23 protein-coding genes are annotated in these 17459 nt (G+C 66.3%); 12 read left to right on the top strand and 11 right to left on the bottom strand.

Annotated elements, in window-relative coordinates; translation table 11 throughout:
• Together ASF79_RS15370 and ASF79_RS15365 are read right to left on the bottom strand one after the other, a co-directional pair.
• Nucleotides 1-1386, bottom strand: a complete 1386-nt coding sequence (locus tag ASF79_RS15370; protein ID WP_055782646.1) for a pyridoxal phosphate-dependent decarboxylase family protein — start codon at nt 1384-1386, stop codon at nt 1-3.
• 95 nt (nt 1387-1481) lie between these two features.
• Entirely contained in the window at nt 1482-1859 is a 378-nt protein-coding gene (locus ASF79_RS15365; RefSeq protein WP_055856570.1) for an META domain-containing protein, read from the bottom strand.
• A gap of 182 nt (nt 1860-2041) precedes the next feature.
• Here ASF79_RS15365 and ASF79_RS15360 point away from each other — a divergent pair, with 182 nt between their 5' ends.
• The 3 genes from ASF79_RS15360 (at nt 2042) to ASF79_RS15350 (ending at nt 5874) form a co-directional block, all read left to right on the top strand.
• A complete protein-coding gene (locus ASF79_RS15360) occupies nt 2042-4039 on the top strand; it encodes a S1 family peptidase (protein WP_055856567.1) in 1998 nt (665 codons plus the stop codon).
• 111 nt (nt 4040-4150) lie between these two features.
• Complete coding sequence (locus ASF79_RS15355) at nt 4151-5245, top strand: S-(hydroxymethyl)mycothiol dehydrogenase (protein ID WP_055782655.1); 1095 nt, start codon at nt 4151-4153, stop codon at nt 5243-5245.
• Nucleotides 5245-5874 carry an MBL fold metallo-hydrolase gene (locus tag ASF79_RS15350; protein ID WP_055782658.1) on the top strand — a complete coding sequence of 210 codons (630 nt, stop codon included), beginning with the start codon at nt 5245-5247 and terminating at the stop codon, nt 5872-5874. The genes ASF79_RS15355 and ASF79_RS15350 overlap by 1 nt, the downstream gene beginning before the upstream one ends.
• A 4-nt stretch (nt 5875-5878) precedes the next feature.
• Here the strand turns inward: ASF79_RS15350 and ASF79_RS15345 are convergent, their stop codons facing one another.
• Both ASF79_RS15345 and ASF79_RS15340 read right to left on the bottom strand, forming a co-directional pair.
• Nucleotides 5879-6493: a hypothetical protein gene (locus tag ASF79_RS15345; RefSeq protein ID WP_055856563.1), complete on the bottom strand. Its 615-nt coding sequence runs from the start codon at nt 6491-6493 to the stop codon at nt 5879-5881.
• Complete coding sequence (locus tag ASF79_RS15340) at nt 6490-6825, bottom strand: PadR family transcriptional regulator (protein WP_055782663.1); 336 nt, start codon at nt 6823-6825, stop codon at nt 6490-6492. Before ASF79_RS15340 ends, ASF79_RS15345 begins: the two co-directional genes overlap by 4 nt.
• Nucleotides 6826-6897: 72 nt before the next feature.
• On the opposite strand from ASF79_RS15340, the gene ASF79_RS15335 reads away from it, so the two are divergent.
• From ASF79_RS15335 to ASF79_RS15325, 3 genes are all read left to right on the top strand, one after another.
• Nucleotides 6898-7266, top strand: a complete 369-nt coding sequence (locus ASF79_RS15335) for a pyridoxamine 5'-phosphate oxidase family protein (RefSeq protein WP_055856560.1) — start codon at nt 6898-6900, stop codon at nt 7264-7266.
• Nucleotides 7256-7768 (top strand): GNAT family N-acetyltransferase, encoded by a 513-nt coding sequence (locus ASF79_RS15330; RefSeq protein WP_055856556.1) that lies wholly within the window; start codon nt 7256-7258, stop codon nt 7766-7768. Before ASF79_RS15335 ends, ASF79_RS15330 begins: the two co-directional genes overlap by 11 nt.
• Nucleotides 7769-7942: 174 nt before the next feature.
• Nucleotides 7943-8779, top strand: a complete 837-nt coding sequence (locus ASF79_RS15325) for an alpha/beta fold hydrolase (protein WP_055856551.1) — start codon at nt 7943-7945, stop codon at nt 8777-8779.
• Nucleotides 8780-8848: 69 nt separating this feature from the next.
• On the opposite strand, the gene ASF79_RS15320 is transcribed toward ASF79_RS15325, so the two are convergent.
• Both ASF79_RS15320 and ASF79_RS15315 read right to left on the bottom strand, forming a co-directional pair.
• Nucleotides 8849-9289 carry a GNAT family N-acetyltransferase gene (locus ASF79_RS15320; protein ID WP_235500786.1) on the bottom strand — a complete coding sequence of 147 codons (441 nt, stop codon included), beginning with the start codon at nt 9287-9289 and terminating at the stop codon, nt 8849-8851.
• Nucleotides 9290-9375: 86 nt separating this feature from the next.
• Entirely contained in the window at nt 9376-10428 is a 1053-nt protein-coding gene (locus tag ASF79_RS15315; protein WP_055856544.1) for an SDR family oxidoreductase, read from the bottom strand.
• Nucleotides 10429-10513: 85 nt separating this feature from the next.
• Between ASF79_RS15315 and ASF79_RS15310 the strand changes: the two genes are divergently transcribed.
• Entirely contained in the window at nt 10514-10828 is a 315-nt protein-coding gene (locus ASF79_RS15310; RefSeq protein WP_055856541.1) for an ArsR/SmtB family transcription factor, read from the top strand.
• On the opposite strand, the gene ASF79_RS15305 is transcribed toward ASF79_RS15310, so the two are convergent.
• Genes ASF79_RS15305 through ASF79_RS15295 form a run of 3 tightly spaced genes read right to left on the bottom strand, consistent with a single transcriptional unit; the run spans nt 10818 to nt 12150 of the window.
• Nucleotides 10818-11276, bottom strand: coding sequence for a GAF domain-containing protein (locus ASF79_RS15305; protein ID WP_055856538.1), 459 nt, complete (start codon nt 11274-11276; stop codon nt 10818-10820). The genes ASF79_RS15310 and ASF79_RS15305 overlap by 11 nt on opposite strands.
• Complete coding sequence (locus ASF79_RS15300) at nt 11273-11506, bottom strand: hypothetical protein (protein WP_055856534.1); 234 nt, start codon at nt 11504-11506, stop codon at nt 11273-11275. The genes ASF79_RS15305 and ASF79_RS15300 overlap by 4 nt, the downstream gene beginning before the upstream one ends.
• The gene (locus tag ASF79_RS15295; protein WP_055856529.1) at nt 11503-12150 is read right to left on the bottom strand and encodes a phosphoribosylanthranilate isomerase; all 648 of its coding nucleotides are present in this window, start codon (nt 12148-12150) and stop codon (nt 11503-11505) included. The genes ASF79_RS15300 and ASF79_RS15295 overlap by 4 nt, the downstream gene beginning before the upstream one ends.
• 63 nt (nt 12151-12213) lie before the next feature.
• On the opposite strand from ASF79_RS15295, the gene ASF79_RS15290 reads away from it, so the two are divergent.
• The 5 genes from ASF79_RS15290 (at nt 12214) to ASF79_RS15270 (ending at nt 16639) form a co-directional block, all read left to right on the top strand.
• Nucleotides 12214-13098, top strand: coding sequence for a siderophore-interacting protein (locus ASF79_RS15290; RefSeq protein WP_055856526.1), 885 nt, complete (start codon nt 12214-12216; stop codon nt 13096-13098).
• Nucleotides 13099-13169: 71 nt separating this feature from the next.
• A complete protein-coding gene (locus tag ASF79_RS15285; protein ID WP_055856523.1) occupies nt 13170-14123 on the top strand; it encodes an ABC transporter substrate-binding protein in 954 nt (317 codons plus the stop codon).
• The gene (locus ASF79_RS15280; protein WP_235500785.1) at nt 14120-15130 is read left to right on the top strand and encodes an iron chelate uptake ABC transporter family permease subunit; all 1011 of its coding nucleotides are present in this window, start codon (nt 14120-14122) and stop codon (nt 15128-15130) included. Before ASF79_RS15285 ends, ASF79_RS15280 begins: the two co-directional genes overlap by 4 nt.
• Nucleotides 15130-16137, top strand: a complete 1008-nt coding sequence (locus tag ASF79_RS15275) for a FecCD family ABC transporter permease (RefSeq protein ID WP_055856520.1) — start codon at nt 15130-15132, stop codon at nt 16135-16137. The genes ASF79_RS15280 and ASF79_RS15275 overlap by 1 nt, the downstream gene beginning before the upstream one ends.
• Before the next feature lie 118 nt (nt 16138-16255).
• A complete protein-coding gene (locus ASF79_RS15270; protein ID WP_055856517.1) occupies nt 16256-16639 on the top strand; it encodes a hypothetical protein in 384 nt (127 codons plus the stop codon).
• A gap of 65 nt (nt 16640-16704) precedes the next feature.
• On the opposite strand, the gene ASF79_RS15265 is transcribed toward ASF79_RS15270, so the two are convergent.
• Complete coding sequence (locus tag ASF79_RS15265; protein ID WP_055856514.1) at nt 16705-16956, bottom strand: DUF4287 domain-containing protein; 252 nt, start codon at nt 16954-16956, stop codon at nt 16705-16707.
• Nucleotides 16957-17008: 52 nt separating this feature from the next.
• The gene (locus ASF79_RS15260; RefSeq protein WP_055856510.1) at nt 17009-17437 is read right to left on the bottom strand and encodes a hypothetical protein; all 429 of its coding nucleotides are present in this window, start codon (nt 17435-17437) and stop codon (nt 17009-17011) included.
• Nucleotides 17438-17459: the final 22 nt, after the last annotated feature.

Here is a 17459-nt window from a genome sequence, read left to right as displayed (position 1 = left end):
TCAGTCGGCTTGTCGGAGCGAGCCCAGTAGTAAAAGGAGGGCATCGACGTCATCCTCTGTGGTTCGCCATGACGACACCGAGATGCGGAATGCGCTGCGGCCTTTCCACACCGTCTGACCGAACCAGGTCTCTCCCGAAGCCTGGGCTGCCTCTGTGATCCGCCGGGTCTGATCCGGATCGTCTGTCGAGACAAGCACCTGATTCAGGACGACCCGGTTCAGCACGTCGTAGCCTGCATCGCGTAGCCCCTCGGCCACCCGGTCGGCGAGGTGCATGGTGCGTTCGACCAGATCGGCGACACCCACCCGCCCCAGTGTGCGCAAGGCGGCCCAGACGGGAATGCCGCGGGCGCGCCGCGAGAATTCGAGTGTGCGATTGCGTTGAGCATCAAAAGATGGCGACAGGTAGACCGCATCGGATTTCATCGCCCCGACGAGAGCCTCCGGGTCACGGAGGATGACCATGGCGCTGTCGTAGGGGGTGTTCAGCCATTTGTGACCGTCGACGGTCCACGAGTCGGCCCGTTCGACGCCAGCGGTGAGCTGCCGGTGCTTCGACGCCCGCGCCCAGAGGCCGAAGGCTCCGTCGATATGCACCCAGGCGCCCGCGGCTTCGGCACGGTCGATCAGCTCCGCGAACGGATCGAACTCACCCGAGTTGACCTCGCCGGCCTGCAAAATCAGGATCGTGCTCGCGTCGAGCGCGGGCAGCTGCAACACATCGATGCGCCCGTGGTCGTCGACCGGCACCCACTCCACGTTGTCGAGGCCGAAGCCGAGGAGTCTGAGCGCCTTGACTACGACAGCGTGGGCGAGTTCGCTGGCGACGATTCGCACGTTGGGCGAACCGCCGAGCCCAGCCCTGTCGACGTCCCAGTTCTGGGCCGCGAGGATCGCGCGGCGAGCAGCAGAGAGAGCGATGACGGTTCCAGCCGAGGCGCTGGTAGTGAACCCGACGGCGCTCGATCGGGGCAGATCGAGAATCTCGAGTAGCCAGGCGCCGGCCACCTCCTCGATGGTCGCAGCGGCGGGCGATCCTGCAAAAGACGAGCCACTGTTGTCCCACGCGAGCGCCATCCTGTCGGCGGCGGCGGCTACCGGCAGCGTGGCACCGGTCACGAATCCGAAGTAGCGGCCGCCGTTGCTCTCGACGGCTCCAGCGGAGCCCTTCTCGTCGAGCAATCGAAGAGTGGAGCGAGCGTCGTGGCCTTCGACCGGAAGGGGCTCCCGGAATGCCCGCAACTCATCGACGGCGGCGGAATCAGGAAAGACTCGACGCGATCCGATGCCCTCGATGTACGATCTCGCGCGCCGATCGGCATCGTCGATGAGTTCGAGTTCGTCGAGGCGACCGGGTCGTGTCGGTAGTGAGGCGTCGGAGGTCATCCGATCATGATCTCGTTCCTGTCGAACGGGCACGAGAGCCAATCGAACATTGTGGCCTCCTCGTTCGAGCACCGTCACCGAATCTTCGGCACAGGTCAGCGACGCTGGAGCTGAACGATCTCACTGCCTTTGTAGTCTCGCGTCGTCATCGTCTCACCGTCGATGACCGCAGAGGACATTCCGTGGAACGATGTCGTGACCCCCATGCACGCCTTCAGCGTCGACAGATCGAGCCTGAAGCGAACCTCGTCGTCGACCACAGTGGCGGTGCCGGTGAACTTGTTGCACCCGTCGTCTCCCGTGAGGTTCCCACTGCCGTCGATCGTCAGCCAAGCGGTATCCGGATCTGCGGCCTGCCAGGTGCCTTCGGGGTCGGTTGTCGCCGTGTCGCTCGATGCAGAGCTCGCGCAACCGACGAGGCCGAGCAGGGCGCCGCCGCTGATCGCCAGGGCAAGAATCGATGAGGTACGCATGACGCCATCTGATCAGTCGGCACGTCGAGTTTCAAGTAACTGAGATTAACCTTCGAGGTTTCTTTGCTTTTGCCTTGAGTTCTTAATTACGCTCTCAGAGGCGGGGGTATCTCGGCGGCACGTGCAGCCAGAACCAGATCTATGCCCTCAGCTCTTATCGCATACGGAACTAGGGGTAACACTTGTCCACTTGGAAAAAGAGAGCTGCGTACGTCGCAGTTTGCTCGCTCGCGCTGACGGGCCTCAGCGGAACGTTCGGCACGGCCGCGTTCGCCACCGAGGGCGACGACGTCGCTCCCACGTCTGGCGCGCAGTTCGACACGCTCGCACAGTCACTGCTGACTGAAGATGCCGTTCAGGCCGTGGCGACGGACGCCGACGGCAAGGTCGTTATCTACACGACCGCACCCACCCCGGACATCGGTGCCGGCGCGCGCTCCGTTGCAGAAGACAACAGCAACGTGCGCGTCGAGGTCATGGATGCGCCGATCTCCGCGTACTCCACGAACGACGTCGTCGGCGGTGCCGGCTACGCAGCCTACGATCCGCCCCTAGGCGAAAAGGTCGGGCTGTGCTCCATCGGATTCTCCGCCTGGTCTCCCGAGGGCGCCCCGGCCGTCATCTCGGCCGGCCACTGCACGGAGGACAACTCCGCGACGGATAGCGCGCTCACCCTCCCCTCGGGAGACACTGCTGGCGGAGCCCCTGAGGGTAGCCCCGTCACGTTGACGCAGCCGCTCGGCGAGCTCGCCTTCTCCCAGTACGGCGGCCCGGGCAACACCGCCGGCGAAGAGGGCAGAGCAGACAGCGTCGACATCTCGGTCATCGATGTGACCAACCCGGCGCTCAACACTCTGCCGCAGGTCACCGACTGGACGACCTCGGCCAGCGAAGACCTCTCCACCTCGACCCGCCCGGTTCGTTCCGTCGGTGCTGCCGAGGTAGGCGCTCAGGTCAGCAAGAGCGGCCGCACGACCGGCTTCACCTCCGGACCAGTCGAGTCCATCGGATGGGCCAACGTGGAAAAACGCCAGGTCTCCGGATTCCTGTCGATCCTCACCTCGAGCCAGGGCGACTCAGGTGGCTCGATCATCCAGGGTGACCGTGCCGTCGGCGTCGTCTCCGGTGGAACCACCGTCGACGGCCGGTCCGTCATGTGGGGTGCGAACATCCAGAACGGTCTCGCCCTGACCGGCGGCTACACCGTCGCACTCTTCCTCGATGCACCCGCCGTCACCGAGCAGAGCGCCCCGTACTTCACGGACGCTCCCGTCTCGGGAACCGGTCCTGCGGGCGCCACCCTCACCGTGACGCCGGAGAACGGCACCCCGTTCGACGTCGCGATCGATGCCAACGGAGCCTGGTCCTTCCCCGCACCCGGCACCGAGGGCAACTACAGCTACTCCATCGTCGCGAAGAAGGGTTTCGACACCTCGGCGTCCGCCACCTTCGACATCGACGTGGTGCTCGCACCGCCCGTCTTCACCGCACCGCTCGATGGCCAGCTGATCGAGACGTCGCTCAAGGCAGTCACCGGAACCGGCAAGGCCGGCGCGACCGTCACCCTCACCGGTGACGTGACCGGTACCGCTACGGTCGATGGCGCTGGAAACTGGTCGGTTCCCGCCGACCTGTCGTACGGCGCGTACAGCATCACCGCCACCCAGGAAACGCCTGACGTGATCCCCACGCAGAACCGCGAGTTCCAGGCGCTGGCCGCATCGGGCGGCGCCACCGTCGCCTTCCGGGTCGGCCCGGTGGCCCCCGTCATCAGCAGCCCCGCCAACGGCGTGGCCTATGTCGAAGGCAGCGGCCCCACCCAGGTGAGCGGCACCGGCATCAACGGCGCGGTCGTCAGCGTGTCCGTCAACGGCGTCTCGGCCGGCACGGCCACGGTCGCCAACGGCGCATGGGTCCTGCCCCTCGTCGGACAGCTCGCGGCCGGATCGGTGACCATCACCGCCACGCAGGCGATCAACGGCATCACCGGAACCGCAGCGACCTCGACCATCACGATCACCGCGGTCACGGCACCGGCAGGAACCCCGGGTACTCCCGCGGCCCTCGCCAACACGGGTGCGCCCGTGATGCCGCTGCTCGGAGGGGGCCTCGCCCTGCTCCTGGCCGCCGGTGGAATGATGCTCATCGCACGTCGCATCGGTGCCACCCGCACCAACTAGCACGATAAGAAAAGGGGCAGCAGCGACCACCCGGTCGCTGCTGCCCCTTTTCTGCGCGCCGATGACAGGTACGCTGAAACGGCCTTGCCCCCGCACAAAGGAGTCCGCTCGATGTCCATCACCGTGTCCGGCGTCATCGCCCGATCAAAGGGCTCACCCGTCGAACTGACCACCATCGTCATCCCGGATCCCGGGCCAGGCGAGGCCGTCGTCGACATCGAGACGTGCGGCGTCTGTCACACCGACTACCACTACCGCGAGGGCGGAATCAGCGACGATTTCCCCTTCCTCCTGGGCCATGAGGCCGCCGGCCGGGTCAGCGCCATCGGCGAGGGCGTCACGAACGTGAAGGTCGGCGACTTCGTGGTGCTCAACTGGCGCGCCGTCTGCGGCGAGTGCCGCGCCTGCCTGCGCGCCGAGCCCTGGTACTGCTTCAACACCTTCAACGCCACCCAGAAGATGACCCTCGAAGACGGCACCGAGCTGAGCCCCGCGCTCGGCATCGGCGCCTTCGCCGAGAAGACGCTCGTGCACGCCAAGCAGTGCACGAAGGTGAATCCGGATGCCGATCCCGCCGCCGTGGGCCTGCTCGGCTGCGGCATCATGGCCGGCCTGGGTGCCGCCATGAACACCGGCAATGTGACACGAGGCGACTCCGTCGCGGTCATCGGATGCGGCGGCGTGGGCACCGCAGCCATCGTCGGTTCGCAGCTGGCCGGCGCCAGCACCATCATCGCCATCGATCGCGACGCCAAGAAACTCACCAAGGCGACAGCCCTCGGCGCGACCCATGTGATCGACTCCAGCGAGCTCGACGAGGCCGGAGTCGTGGCGGCCGTGCAGGAACTCACGAACACCTTCGGCGCCGACGTCGTGATCGACGCGGTCGGTCGCCCCGAGACCTGGCGTCAGGCTTTTTACGCCCGCGACCTCGCCGGAACCGTCGTTCTCGTCGGCGTTCCCACTCCCGACATGATGCTCGAGATCCCCCTGCTCGATGTGTTCGGCCGGGGAGGCTCGCTCAAGTCGAGCTGGTACGGCGACTGTCTGCCCGAACGTGATTTCCCCATGCTCACAGATCTCTTTCTGCAGGGCCGACTGCCCCTCGACGAATTCGTGACCGAGCGAATCGGCATCCGCGACATCGAAGAGGCGTTCGCCAGCATGGCGAGCGGCGACGTGCTGCGTTCGGTGGTGGTTCTGTAATGGCTGCCCGCATCGAGAATCTCGTCACGAGCGGCACGTTCAGCCTCGACGGCGGAACCTGGGATGTCGACAACAACGTGTGGATCGTCGGCGACGACCGTGAGTGCGTCGTGATCGACGCCGCCCACGATGCCGACGCCATCCTGGCCGCCGTCGGCGAGCGCACCGTCACCGCGATTCTGTTGACGCACGCCCACAACGACCACATCGACGCCGTCGCGGCGCTGCAGGCCGCGACCGGCGCGCCCGTACTGCTGAACGACGGCGATCGGATGCTCTGGGACGCGGTCTACCCCGACACCGCGCCGAGTTCCGGCCTGGTCGATGGCCAGGCTCTCATTGTCGCGGGCACGGAGCTGCACGTGCTGCACACTCCGGGCCACTCCCCCGGAGCGGTGTGCTTCTACGCCCCGTCACTGGGCACGGTCTTCAGCGGAGACACGCTGTTCAATGGCGGGCCGGGTGCAACGGGCCGCTCGTACAGCGACTTCGGCACGATCATCGAGTCGATCACCGCGAAACTGCTGACGCTGCCCGACGAGACCGTCGTGCTCACCGGTCATGGCGACGCGACGACGATCGGCGCCGAGGCCCCTCACCTCGACGAATGGATCGCTCGCGGCCACTGACCCCCTAAGGCTGCGGCTGGGCCCGCCAGCCGCGCTTGTTGGCGCGAACCAGAAGCACGATGCCCTCGATCGGCAGCACGATGAACATCACGATGAACACCACGTGCCACTGCGCCACGAACGCAAAGGCCAGCGTGGGCTGATTGGGCACGCTCGGTTGGTTCTGCCCGATCAGGCTCGCCACGAACGACAGCGCGAGCACGATCAACCCGGCGGAGAAGGGCCGCACCCACGCGACGATCTTCTCGCGGCGCGTCCAGGCCTTCGCCATGCCGACCCACACGAGACCGACGAGCGGACCGAGGATCGGCACGACGAAGGTGCCGATGATGAGCACGAGCACGGCGGCGATCGAGAACGCGCGGCCGGGAACGGGTTCTGCCACGGCGGGTGCGGGAGCCGCGGGCGGCTGAGTCATCTCGGCGCGCGCCTCAGCAGCGATGAGCGCGGGGTCGTCCATCTCGGCGATGCGAGCCGACGCCGCTTGATCGTCGAGACCGGCGAGTTCTTCGCGGATGCCCGACACGATCTCGAAGCGAACATTGGGGTCGACTCCTACGAGCGCCGTATCGAGGCGGGCGAGATAGGTCTTGACGGAATTCGAAGTCTGTTCGGTCATGAGCCGCTGTCCTTTCCGACGAGCTGATCCACGGTGGCAGCAAAGGGCGCCCATTGCTGGCGGAACGAGTCGAGCTGCGACTCGCCTTGAGCCGTGAGCCTGTAGTACTTGCGCACCGGTCCGGAGGCCGATGCCTCGTCGTATGCGGTAACGAGCCCCTGACTGCGCAGGCGGGCGAGCATGGGATAGAGAGTTCCGATGCTCGCGATCAGTCCGCTCGCGACGAGTCGCTCCGAGAGCTCCCAGCCGTACATGGCCTGGCGCGAGAGCAATCCGAGCACACAGAACTCGACGACGCCCTTGCGAAGCTGTGTGCCGACGTCCGCTACCATGCATCACACGTTACGTGCGATGCAAGATAGTTGCAAGTGCGTCGCCGCGGCCGAGGTCGCGATACTGGTGGAATGAGATCGCGTGTCGAGGGCCCCTGCGTGTGGATCACCACACTCCGCGCCGACGGGTCACCCCATACGACCCCGGTCTGGTTCGTTGCGACAGGCGACACCTTCTGGGTCGCGTCGGCTGCGACGAACGTGAAGGTGCGAAACGTCCTGGCGGATGATCGGGTCTCGCTCGCCATCGACGGGTCCGGAGCCGACCCGCACGTCGCCCAGGGCAACGTTGTCGTCCACCACGACATAGCCGGCTTTCCCGACGTCGTCTCACTTTTTATGCGGAAGTACGACGGCTGGAACCTGCTCGATGCGACGGTGGACGGTGCGCGCGTGCTCCTCGAGATCCCGATTGAACGGTGGCTGCTCGGTGGATCGTAAAGACAACGCCTATCCCATCTCCGTGCGTCGGGCCGACCTCGAGGGACCGGACAGCGAAGGGGTGAGTCTTCTCGTCGAGGCCTACCTGAGGCAGACAGAGCGAGAGAAGGCTGCGCACCTCGGTGGCGCTCCCGCCGATGCCTCTGTTCCCTCGCGATATCGAGCGGAGATCGACGAACCGGCGAGAGCGTATGAGGACTCGGTCGTCTATGTCGCCGAGTCGAAGGGTGAACTCCTCGGCGTCGTCGTCGTGAAGACGAACACAGCGACGCGCGAGATCAAGCGGCTGTGGGTCGACCCCGGTGCCCGCGGCCGGCGGGTCGGCGCGGCACTGATCGACGAGGCGATCAGATCAAGAGATCTGCCCGTGCGATTGACCGTATGGGATTGGCGCGCCGACGCCATTCACCTGTACTGCGCGCGCGGCTTTGTGGTGGCGGAGTCGTGGGAAGAGCGGGCGAGACTCGTGTGCATGCAGCTCGAGCCAGAGCGGAGCCTCTAATTGCGACGGATGATCGGGCCTTACTGAACAGATGTCGGAACCCTTGCGCTTTCCCTCGATTGCGCTGTGCAGCGGGGCTACTGTGAAAACGCTCCTCACCTCATCGACGAGCAGAATTCCCACACGCAGTCGTCCCGAGCACGACTTGGTTCGACACGAAAATGGAGGTCAATCATGGCGTTTGTGACCGTAGAAGACGGCACCGAGATCTACTACAAGGACTGGGGATCGAAGGACGCCCAGCCCATCGTGTTCCACCACGGCTGGCCCCTGTCGAGCGATGACTGGGATGCCCAGATGCTGTTCTTCCACTCGAAGGGCTACCGCGTCATCGCGAGCGACCGCCGCGGCCACGGTCGGTCGACCGACATCGGCACCGGGCACGACATGGACCACTACGCGAGCGACGTCTCGGCCGTGGTCGAGCACCTCGACCTGAAGAACGCCATCCACATCGGTCACTCCACGGGTGGCGGCCAGGTCGCGCGCTACGTCGCGAAGTTCGGCGAGCCGCAGGGCCGCGTCGCGAAGGCCGTCCTCGTCTCGTCGGTGCCGCCGCTGATGGTGCAGACCGACGCCAACCCCGAGGGCACGCCCATCGCGGTCTTCGACGGATTCCGCGAGGCCCTCGCAGCCAACCGTTCCGAGTTCTACCAGGCCGTCGCATCCGGCCCCTTCTACAGCTTCAACCGCGAGGGCGCGAAGGTGTCGGAGCCGGTGATCGCGAACTGGTGGCGTCAGGGCATGACAGGCAGTGCGCTCGCCCACTACGAAGGCATCAAGGCGTTCTCCGAGACCGACCAGACCGAAGATCTGAAGGCGATCTCGGTTCCCGTTCTCGTCACCCAGGGTGACGACGACCAGGTCGTGCCGTACAAGGATGCTTCGCTGAAGCAGCACGAACTGCTGCAGAACTCGACCCTGAAGGTCTACGAGGGCTACCCCCACGGAATGCTCACGACGCACGCCGACGTGATCAACCCCGACCTGCTCGCGTTCATTCAGCAGTAACGACATCACGCTCGGCGCTCGCGCCGACAGCAGACGGCGCACCCCGGAGAACCCGGGGTGCGCCGTTCGTCATCTCGCCAGAGAACAGGACCAGGCGACCTCGCGATCCAGCTGACCGGTCTCGACGAAGAGGCGCACCTGGTGGGTGTCGGCGAGAGCCACCGCGAGCTCGTCACGGTCGGCGCCCGTGAAGCCCAGCTTCTGCCAGAACGGGCCGGATCGCCGCGAGAACAACCACGCACGCTCGACTCCCGCGTGTCGCGCGGCATCCATCGCGAAGCGCGCGAGGCGGGAGCCCGACCCGGCCGATCGCTGCTGGGGATCCACCGCAACACTCCGGATAAGCGCGTGTCGGCCATCCGCGCTGAGCTCGAAACCCGTGCTGCCGACGACCCGGCCCGCTCCATCTCGCTCGACCCACAGGCGCACCCCTGGCGCATCGAGTCCGGCCAGAGTCAGATCGGCTGCCCGCAGAAACTCTCGGATCGGGCCGATATCAGAAGGGGACACGCGTTCCAGCTCCACCCCTCGATTATGCCCACGCTCGCTGCGGCGAATCGAATCGCGCAGTCGAACCCTCAGCCGCGACGCGCCGACTACGGAATGAGACGCTGCTCGCGAAGATCTCCGAAGATGCGCAAGAACATGGCCCGGGTGTCGACGTACTCATGAAAACCGGCACGTCTCGATTTCGACGCATCAGCGATGACGTCATAGTCCCACGCGAAGACGAAGTCTCCGAAGGCCCATGACGACACGTCGGAGTATGGGGTGGCGACCAGCCCATGGCGCTCGACCATCGAGTTCCACAACTCCTCTTTGTCTGCCATCACCTCGGTGAGATCCATCTCGAGCGGCGGAGCAACCTCGAGCTCGAAGAACGCCGCAATCTCGGGCCACATCGTCGACCACCGGAAGAGGTCGCCGTTGGTGATGTTGAAGGCCTCGTTGCGGGCAGCCGCGGTAGTGGCGGCCCAGACCGTGGCTTTCGCAAGCAGATCGGCGTCGGTCATCTCGATGAGCGAGGTGTAGGCGCCAGGTCTGCCAGGGAACCGCAGCGGAATGCCCAACTCCTTGCTCATCGAGGCGTACACGGCGATCACCATGGCGAGGTTCATCGGATTTCCGAGCCCGATGCCGGCGACGACGGAGGGCCGCAGGGCAGACCACGTCCACGTCGATCCCACCTGGCGACGCTCGAGAAACTGCTGCTGATCGACGTTGAACTCGGGCGGCATGTGCGGCGGATCGGACTCCTTCGCGGGCGTCGCGAAGGGGCCGAGGTGGGCGCCGTAGACCTTGTAGCCCTGCATGAGGCTGATGTGTTCGAGCGCCGGAGCGACAGCCTCGATGGCATCGACGACATTCGTCAGCATGGCCATGTTCGGCGCGACCAGCTCGGCCCATCGAGGGCGGTCTTGATAGGCCGCGTAGAAGACGTGAGTCACGTGCGACAAGCCCCGAAGCGCCACGCCCGTGGCCTCACGGTCGAGCAGATCGACAGCGATGTGTCTCACTCGCTCCTGGTCGGCGCCGCCTCGGCGCGAGAGGCCGATGATGTCCCACTCCCCGAGCGCCTCGAGGTGCTCGATCAGATTGCCTCCGATCACCCCGCGCGCTCCGACGACGAGTGCGGTCTTCTGTTCCATTGGTCCTCCATCGTTACATCGCAATTTACCGATCTAAGGTCTACCACAACATCGGTAAACCGCGATATTGCGATACTGTGGACGAGTGACAGAAACGCACGAGCTCGATCTGGTGGCCGTCTTCAAGGCTCTCGGCCATCCGACGCGACTCGCGATTCTCGGATGGTTGAAGGAGCCGGAGTCGTTTCCACCGCAGGATCAGCCCGCGTCCGAGGTCGGAGTGTGCCTCAAGCACATCCAGGCCAGGGCCGAGGTGTCGCAGTCCACAGCCTCGCAGTTCATGGCCACACTCCAGCGGGCAGGGCTGGTGACCTGTACCCGCATCGGGCAGTGGTCCCACTACAGCCGAAACGAACCGGCCATCGCGGCGCTCGGCACGCAGCTGTCGTTCAGCCTGTAGCCCGATCGAACGAGACCAAGACCGGCACGATGCGGGCGGCGAGCTCGATTGCAGCATCGACGGACGAGTGGTCGTAACGCCCATCGGCATCGAGCAGGTTGATCGAACCGATGGTCACTCCGTCGTGAATGACAGGCACATTGATGATCGCGCCGCACCCGAGCGACTCGATGAGTTCGTGGTCTGCGAAATTCGCTCGCAGGTCCTCCACATCGAAACTGGCCCAGGGCTGCTGCTGCACCACAACACGGTCATACCAGGGATCGTCGTCGCCCTCCCGAAGCGGCTCTCCTACGCCACCGACCGAATAGCTCGCGGGATCAGTCGAGTACACCCGCGTCATCCGGTTCTCATCGACCTCGATCGTCGAGATCGTCACGAGTCTGGCGCCCGGCGATCGGCGGGCCGCCGCGACCAGATCTCGGAAGGCGTCGTGCGCAGCGATCATCGCGGCGTCTGGAATGCGTTGCCAGAAGCAGGCTCAGGGTCGACGACGGTGTCTTGCCGACGGTCAGCGACCGCGGCTGCCACGTTGTTGATAGCCGCGATCAGGGCGCCGAGAAAGATCGTTGCCACGACGAGCAGGGTCTTGCCGGTCGTGCCCAGCCCGCCGTCCATGAGCGCGAAGACGACAACAGCGACTCCGAGACCATAGGCGGCCCACGACATGTTCTTCATCCGGCCACGCTATCCGCGCGCCCAGGAGAAGTCGACCGCGCGTTGGCTACGAATAGCTCGATGAGCGCGTGATCCTTGACACCCGGGGCTGACTCGACGCCGCTCGAGACGTCGACTCCCGTCGGTTCGGCTTGGGCGACCGCCTGTGCCACATTCTCCGGATCGAGTCCGCCGGCCAGCAGCCAGGGGCCGGAGGGTCGCTGCGTCTGCAATTCCCCGAGATCCCAGCGCTCGCCCGATCCGGCTCTAGGCGAATCGATCAACAACATCTCCTCACCCCACGACTCGAGATGGCTCTCATGCGTCGCCTTGCCGAGCGACGTGGCCCGCCACACGCGCGGAAAGAGCTCCAGCGTGCGCTGGACCTGCAGCCGGTCGAATCCATGCACCTGAAGCACGTCGACGCCGCATCCCTGAGCCACCGAGGCGGTCGCCTCGGGGCTGAGACCTTTCGTCACCAGCACGGTCGTCGCTCGCCGGGCGGTGTACGCGACAAGCCGACGGGCCGTCTCTGCATCGACGAACCGAGGACTGCCCTCGGCGATCACGAAACCGACGGCATCCGCCCCCGCCGCTATGGCCACATCGATCGCGGCCTCGGTGCGGAGGCCGCAGATTTTCACGGTGAGTGCGGGGAGAACCATGCGGGCGAGCCTAGCGGGCGGGGGCAACCATGGCCTCGCGCGAACCCCGCTAGGCTCCCTCGGGTGACGATCGTGCCCGGAACCCCCGCGTACCGCCTCTTCGACACACGCGTCGTTCACACCCGCGCGATCTCGCCGACGTTCGTCCGCGTCACGCTCGGATCGCCATCGCTTCGACACTTCGCTCCGTATGGTCTCGACCAGCGGCTCAAACTCATTCTTCCGCATGACTTAAGCCAGGCGACGGCGCGACGGCAGCCGTGGGAGGGGCCGTTCTCGGGCGACGTCGACGGGCTCTCCGTCGCCGAGTGGCGGGCTGCGCTGGCCAGCATGCCCGCGGGCGAACGTCACCTCGCTCGCACATACACGACCGGCCGCGCGCGACCGCGGGAGTGCGAGGTTGATATCGACTTCTTCATCCATCACCCGGCCGGGCCCGCTTCGACCTGGGCCCGCTGCGCCGTTGTCGGCGACCGCATGCTGGTCTCCGGGCCGGATGCGCGGGCGAACGACCGTCGGCACGGCATCCAATGGCGACCGGCCGAGCCGCCCACCGTCGTACTGCTACTCGGTGACGAGACGGCGGTCCCGGCCCTCACCGGGATAGCCAGCTCCCTCGGCAGTGGCACCCGAGGCGTCATCGTGGTCGAGGCCGACGACGTCGACGCAGGCCCGGCGATCGAGCAGGTTCCGAGCGAGGTGGCCGTGCACTACGTCGCCCGTGAGGGCCGGGCACCCGGCGAGACTCTGGCCGTTGCCGCCGAATCGTGGGCGGCGTCGAATGCACCCGACGCGCGAGCGGCCGGCACGGCTTTCGCCGCATGGATTGCAGCCGAGAGTTCCGCGATTCCCCGGCTTCGTTCTGTCGTCGCCGAGGCCGGAATCCCGCGCTACCTTCTGCACTCTCAGGGATATTGGAACCACGGTGCACGCGGTTCGAAGATTTAGATAGGGTACCCTAACCTGGGTCGCCACCGTCGTCGACGCATCCACCCGACGTCGAACGAGAGCTGCCTTCCATGCCCCTGCTTCCCCCCGCTTCCCCACGCTTTCGACGACCCGCGCTGGTCGCGGGGCTCGTCCTCGCAGCCGTGGTCTTCTCGGGCTGTTCGGCGGCGGCGACCACAGCCCCGGCCGCAACCGACGCCGCGGCGGCAGGCACCATCAGCGTCACGCATGCTCGCGGCGAGTCGGAGGTGCCGGCTCAGGCGAAGCGCGTGGTGGTACTCGAGCCCGTCGCACTCGACGCGTCGGTCGCCCTCGGAATCGTGCCCGTCGGTGCAGCCGTGCTCAACGAGGCTGCCGGCATCCCCGCGTATCTCGGCAAAGAAGCGAGCGGCATCACGTCGGTCGGAACGGTGACCGAGCCCAACGTCGAGAAGATCGCAGCCCTCAAGCCCGACCTCATCATCGGCACCGAGTCGCGCCATTCGGCACTGTACGACCAGCTGTCGTCCGTCGCGCCCACGGTCTACCTCGCCTCGCAGGCCGATCCGTGGAAGGACAATGTGAAGCTGGTGGGCAAGGCCCTCGGCCGGGCCGACGAGGCAGACACTCTGCTTGCCGACTACGACGCCCGCTGCAACGAGGTCAAGACCGAATTCGCGGTGGAGGGGAAGACCGCGCAGCTCATCCGCCCCCGTGACGGGCTGCTGACGGTCTACGGACCCGAGTCGTTCGCCGGCAGCACCCTCGAATGCGTCGGCTTCACCACGCCCCCGAGAGATTGGCAGAACTCGATCTCCGTCGATCTGTCGTCCGAGAAGGTCCTCGAGGCGAGCGCCGATCTCGTGGTCGTGACGACGAGCGACGTCGACGACCCGACAACCATGCCCGAGGCGATCACCGCCAACGCGTCATCGTTCCCCGACGTGCACCTCGTCGACCAGTCGTACTGGATCACCGGGGTGGGACCGATGGGCGGCCTCAAGGTGCTCGACGACATCGAGAGCATCCTCCGCGACGCGCGGTGACCATTCACCCGACCCGCAGCTTCGTTCTCTTCGTCGCGGGGGCCTTCGGGCTCATCGCGCTGCTCGTCGTTCTCTCGCTCGTGGTCGGCGCGAACATGATCGCGCCGACGGTGCTCCTCGACACCCTGACGGGCGGCGGAACGGAAGAGTCGCGGTTCATCCTCTTGGATCAGCGAGTGCCTCGTACCGTTGCGGCCCTCGTGGCCGGCGCCGGACTCGGCGGGGCGGGCGCACTCATCCAGGCCGTCACGCGCAATCCACTCGCCGATCCGGGGATCCTCGGGGTCAACGCCGGGGCCGCCGCCGCCGTGGCCGGTGCCATCGTGTTCCTCGGAGTCGCCAGCCCCGGCCAGTACGTGTGGTTCGCATACGCGGGGGCCTTCGTTCTGACGGCGGCGGCGTTCCTCCTCGGTTCGGCAGGCCCACGTCGGGCCGACCCGCTGACTCTGACCGTCGCGGGCCTGGCCGTCGGAGCCGTGCTCTCGGGGCTCACCACGGGCCTCACCCTGACGAACCCCGATGCCTTCGAGCGGATGCTCGGCTGGTCGGCCGGCAGCCTCCTCGGTCGTGGGTTCGACGTGACGACCCCGGTGCTTCTTCCGCTGGTCGTGGGCATCGCGCTCGCACTGGCGATCGCCGCAGCACTCAACGCCATGGCGCTCGGCGACGATGTGGCCGCGGGCCAGGGAGTGAGAGTTCCGCGAACTCGGCTGCTGGCCGTGGTCGCCATCACCCTTCTCGCCGGAACCGCCACCGCCGTCGCCGGCCCCATCTCGTTCGTCGGACTGATGGTGCCGCACGTCGTTCGCTGGATCGTCGGAGTCGATCAGCGCCGCATCATTGCCGGATCGATCGTCGCGGCGCCCGCTCTCGTACTCGCCTCCGACATCGTCGGGCGACTCGTGGCGCTGCCGGCCGAGATGCCGGTGGGCATCGTCACCGCGTTCGTCGGCGCTCCCGTTCTCGTGCTCCTCGTGCGACGCAACCGACGGGTGACGGGACTGTGATGAACGACACGCGACGGCGCATCCGCCCTGCCACGATCAACCTGGTGCTACTGGTTCTGCTCGCCGCTCTCGCCGCGATCGGAGCGATGTCGGGAGACTTCCCGATTCCGTTCCCCGATCTCCTGAAGGTGATGTCGGGCACCGCGAACGACCTGACCACCACCGTTGTGCTCGAGTGGAGGCTGCCCCGCATCGCGGCAGCCATCGTGGTCGGCGCGGCGCTCGGGGTCGCGGGTGGACTTTTCCAGACCGTCACGCACAACCCGCTCGCAAGCCCCGACGTGCTGGGGCTGTCGAACGGCGCCTTCGTCGGCATGCTCGTCTCGCTCATCGTGGCCGGATCCTCTGTCGAGTCGCGCACGATCGGAGCCCTGATCGGCGGTCTCGCCACCGCGCTGCTCATCTTCGCCTTCTCGCGCGGCGTCGGTTTCGGGGGCTTTCGTTTCATCATCGTGGGGGTCGCGATCTCTTCGATGGCCGCCGCGTTCGGCACCTGGTTGCTGCTGCAGGTCGATCTCGACACCGCCCTGTTCGCCTCGGCCTGGGGTGCGGGTACGTTGGCCGGCGTCACCGCGGGAGGTGTCGCCACCGCCGCGGTGCTCATCGGCCTTCTCCTCGCCGTGATTCCTCTGCACGTGCGTGCGCTTCACCAACTCGGATTGGGTGACGATGTGGCCATCGTGACGGGAGTGCGCATTTCGGTCACCCGCATCACGATGCTCGCGGTCGGCGTGGTTCTCGTCTGCGTGGCGACCACCGTTGCAGGGCCCGTTGCCTTCGTCGCGCTCGCTGCCCCGCAGATCGCGAGACGCCTCATCGGCACCCCGCACATCCCCTTCCTCACGACGGCCATCTTCGGCGCCGTCATGCTCAGTGCATCCGATCTGATCGCCCAGCACGCGCTACCGGTCACGCTGCCCGTCGGCGTCGTCACCGTGGTCGTCGGCGGCTGCTACCTCGTCTGGTTCCTCGTCAGAGAGGCACGGGTGAGACGGCGGGTCGGCTGATAAAGGCACCCACGACTCGAGGTCAACCCCCTATTCGGCGTCCGCCGCACCCTAACTAGCGTCGAAACAGGAGTCCGGACAGCCCGGACCCGCTTCGATACAGAACTGAGGTCGCGTTATGGCACGCTGGACAGCAAGAATTCTCGGCATCATCGTCGCTCTTCTGGCGGTGGTCGGCTTCTTTGTCGAAGGCGAACACCTGGCAGGTATCGCGAATGTCGATCTGACGCTCGACGTCGCGCGCGTCGTGATCGCGGTGGCTCTGCTCTGGGTGGGCTTCGGCCGCACCTCCGCCTCGGCGCTTCGTGCCGTGCTCGCGATCGTCGGCATCATGTACGTCGCGATGGCCCTGCTGGCTTTCGCCGACTCCACCCTCTTCGGCCTCCTCCCGACAGGATTCACGGGCTTCGACATCGGGTTCCACCTCGTCACGGGAATCATCTCTGTGATCGCCGCCTTCGTGCCCGTTCGCGACCGCGCGCCGGTCGCCGCACGGGCCTGACCGCACGTCACGACCAATCCCCGGCTGCTTCCATGCGCATGTCGGGGCACTGGGCGCCCGGGTCACTACTTCGCCAACGCCGCCTTCGCATAGGCGACGATGGCATTGGCGTGGCCGTGGCCCAGGCCGTGCTCCGACTTGAGCGTCGACACCACCTGCATGTGGGGATGGTCGGCGAGTTCGACGACGACGAGGTCGAGCCACTCCTGAATAGGCTTGCCGTAGGTGCTCTCGATACTCGCGAAGTACGACGCCGGGCCCTTGAGCTTCGATCCGTCGGTGGGCTGCTCGGGGGCGAGAACACGCGTGCTGGTCATGCAGTCACGATAGAAGACGCGGTGCGCGGCAGCAACGGTTCGCTCACGTAGATCAGTCGTTCTCTGCCCGGCCGCTCTCGACGAACAGGTAATCGGCGACCTTCGTCCAGTCGTCGCCTGCGACAGGCGTATCGCTGAGCATGTAGTTCGGCATACCGTTGAAACGAACCATCAGGGGCAGGCCGGTCGAGCATCCGCTGGCACCGACGTCGCCCTCGAAGATCATCAGGCATGTGCTGTCTTCGGAGTCGCCGGTGCCTTTCGCCGCGTAGAACGTCGTGTCGCCCTTCTGCCAGAGCAGTCGCGTCGACTCCTGCTCCACGGCGGCGACTACGTTCTCCGTTCCGTTGGCGGGGAGCTCGTCACTCGCGACCTGCTCGCGGTCGAAGACGTCGAGCCCACCTACCGGTGCGCATCCCGAGAGGCCCGCCGCCAGCGAGAGCGCCACCACCGCTACGGCAAGCACCGTCGATCTCTTCATGTCGTCACCCTTTCCAGAGCAT

Origin of the sequence: Agreia sp. Leaf335 (assembly GCF_001423605.1) — a bacterium.
Classification (GTDB): domain Bacteria; phylum Actinomycetota; class Actinomycetes; order Actinomycetales; family Microbacteriaceae; genus Agreia.
Note: the sequence above shows the minus strand (reverse complement) of the source record. Positions and strands in the feature narration are given on the sequence as shown.

Excerpts from the sequence above, each read along its gene's own strand:
- ASF79_RS15300 (WP_055856534.1), bottom strand. The coding sequence starts at position 11,506 with ATGAAGAACATGTCGTGGGCCGCCTATGGTCTCGGAGTCGCTGTTGTC.
- ASF79_RS15270 (WP_055856517.1), top strand. The coding sequence starts at position 16,256 with ATGGCACGCTGGACAGCAAGAATTCTCGGCATCATCGTCGCTCTTCTG.
- ASF79_RS15265 (WP_055856514.1), bottom strand. The coding sequence starts at position 16,956 with ATGACCAGCACGCGTGTTCTCGCCCCCGAGCAGCCCACCGACGGATCG.
- ASF79_RS15350 (WP_055782658.1), top strand. The coding sequence starts at position 5,245 with ATGGCTGCCCGCATCGAGAATCTCGTCACGAGCGGCACGTTCAGCCTC.
- ASF79_RS15335 (WP_055856560.1), top strand. The coding sequence starts at position 6,898 with ATGAGATCGCGTGTCGAGGGCCCCTGCGTGTGGATCACCACACTCCGC.
- ASF79_RS15295 (WP_055856529.1), bottom strand. The coding sequence starts at position 12,150 with ATGGTTCTCCCCGCACTCACCGTGAAAATCTGCGGCCTCCGCACCGAG.
- ASF79_RS15365 (WP_055856570.1), bottom strand. The coding sequence starts at position 1,859 with ATGCGTACCTCATCGATTCTTGCCCTGGCGATCAGCGGCGGCGCCCTG.
- ASF79_RS15275 (WP_055856520.1), top strand. The coding sequence starts at position 15,130 with ATGAACGACACGCGACGGCGCATCCGCCCTGCCACGATCAACCTGGTG.
- ASF79_RS15325 (WP_055856551.1), top strand. The coding sequence starts at position 7,943 with ATGGCGTTTGTGACCGTAGAAGACGGCACCGAGATCTACTACAAGGAC.
- ASF79_RS15355 (WP_055782655.1), top strand. The coding sequence starts at position 4,151 with ATGTCCATCACCGTGTCCGGCGTCATCGCCCGATCAAAGGGCTCACCC.
- ASF79_RS15345 (WP_055856563.1), bottom strand. The coding sequence starts at position 6,493 with ATGACCGAACAGACTTCGAATTCCGTCAAGACCTATCTCGCCCGCCTC.
- ASF79_RS15305 (WP_055856538.1), bottom strand. The coding sequence starts at position 11,276 with ATGATCGCTGCGCACGACGCCTTCCGAGATCTGGTCGCGGCGGCCCGC.
- ASF79_RS15260 (WP_055856510.1), bottom strand. The coding sequence starts at position 17,437 with ATGAAGAGATCGACGGTGCTTGCCGTAGCGGTGGTGGCGCTCTCGCTG.
- ASF79_RS15315 (WP_055856544.1), bottom strand. The coding sequence starts at position 10,428 with ATGGAACAGAAGACCGCACTCGTCGTCGGAGCGCGCGGGGTGATCGGA.
- ASF79_RS15285 (WP_055856523.1), top strand. The coding sequence starts at position 13,170 with ATGCCCCTGCTTCCCCCCGCTTCCCCACGCTTTCGACGACCCGCGCTG.
- ASF79_RS15370 (WP_055782646.1), bottom strand. The coding sequence starts at position 1,386 with ATGACCTCCGACGCCTCACTACCGACACGACCCGGTCGCCTCGACGAA.
- ASF79_RS15340 (WP_055782663.1), bottom strand. The coding sequence starts at position 6,825 with ATGGTAGCGGACGTCGGCACACAGCTTCGCAAGGGCGTCGTCGAGTTC.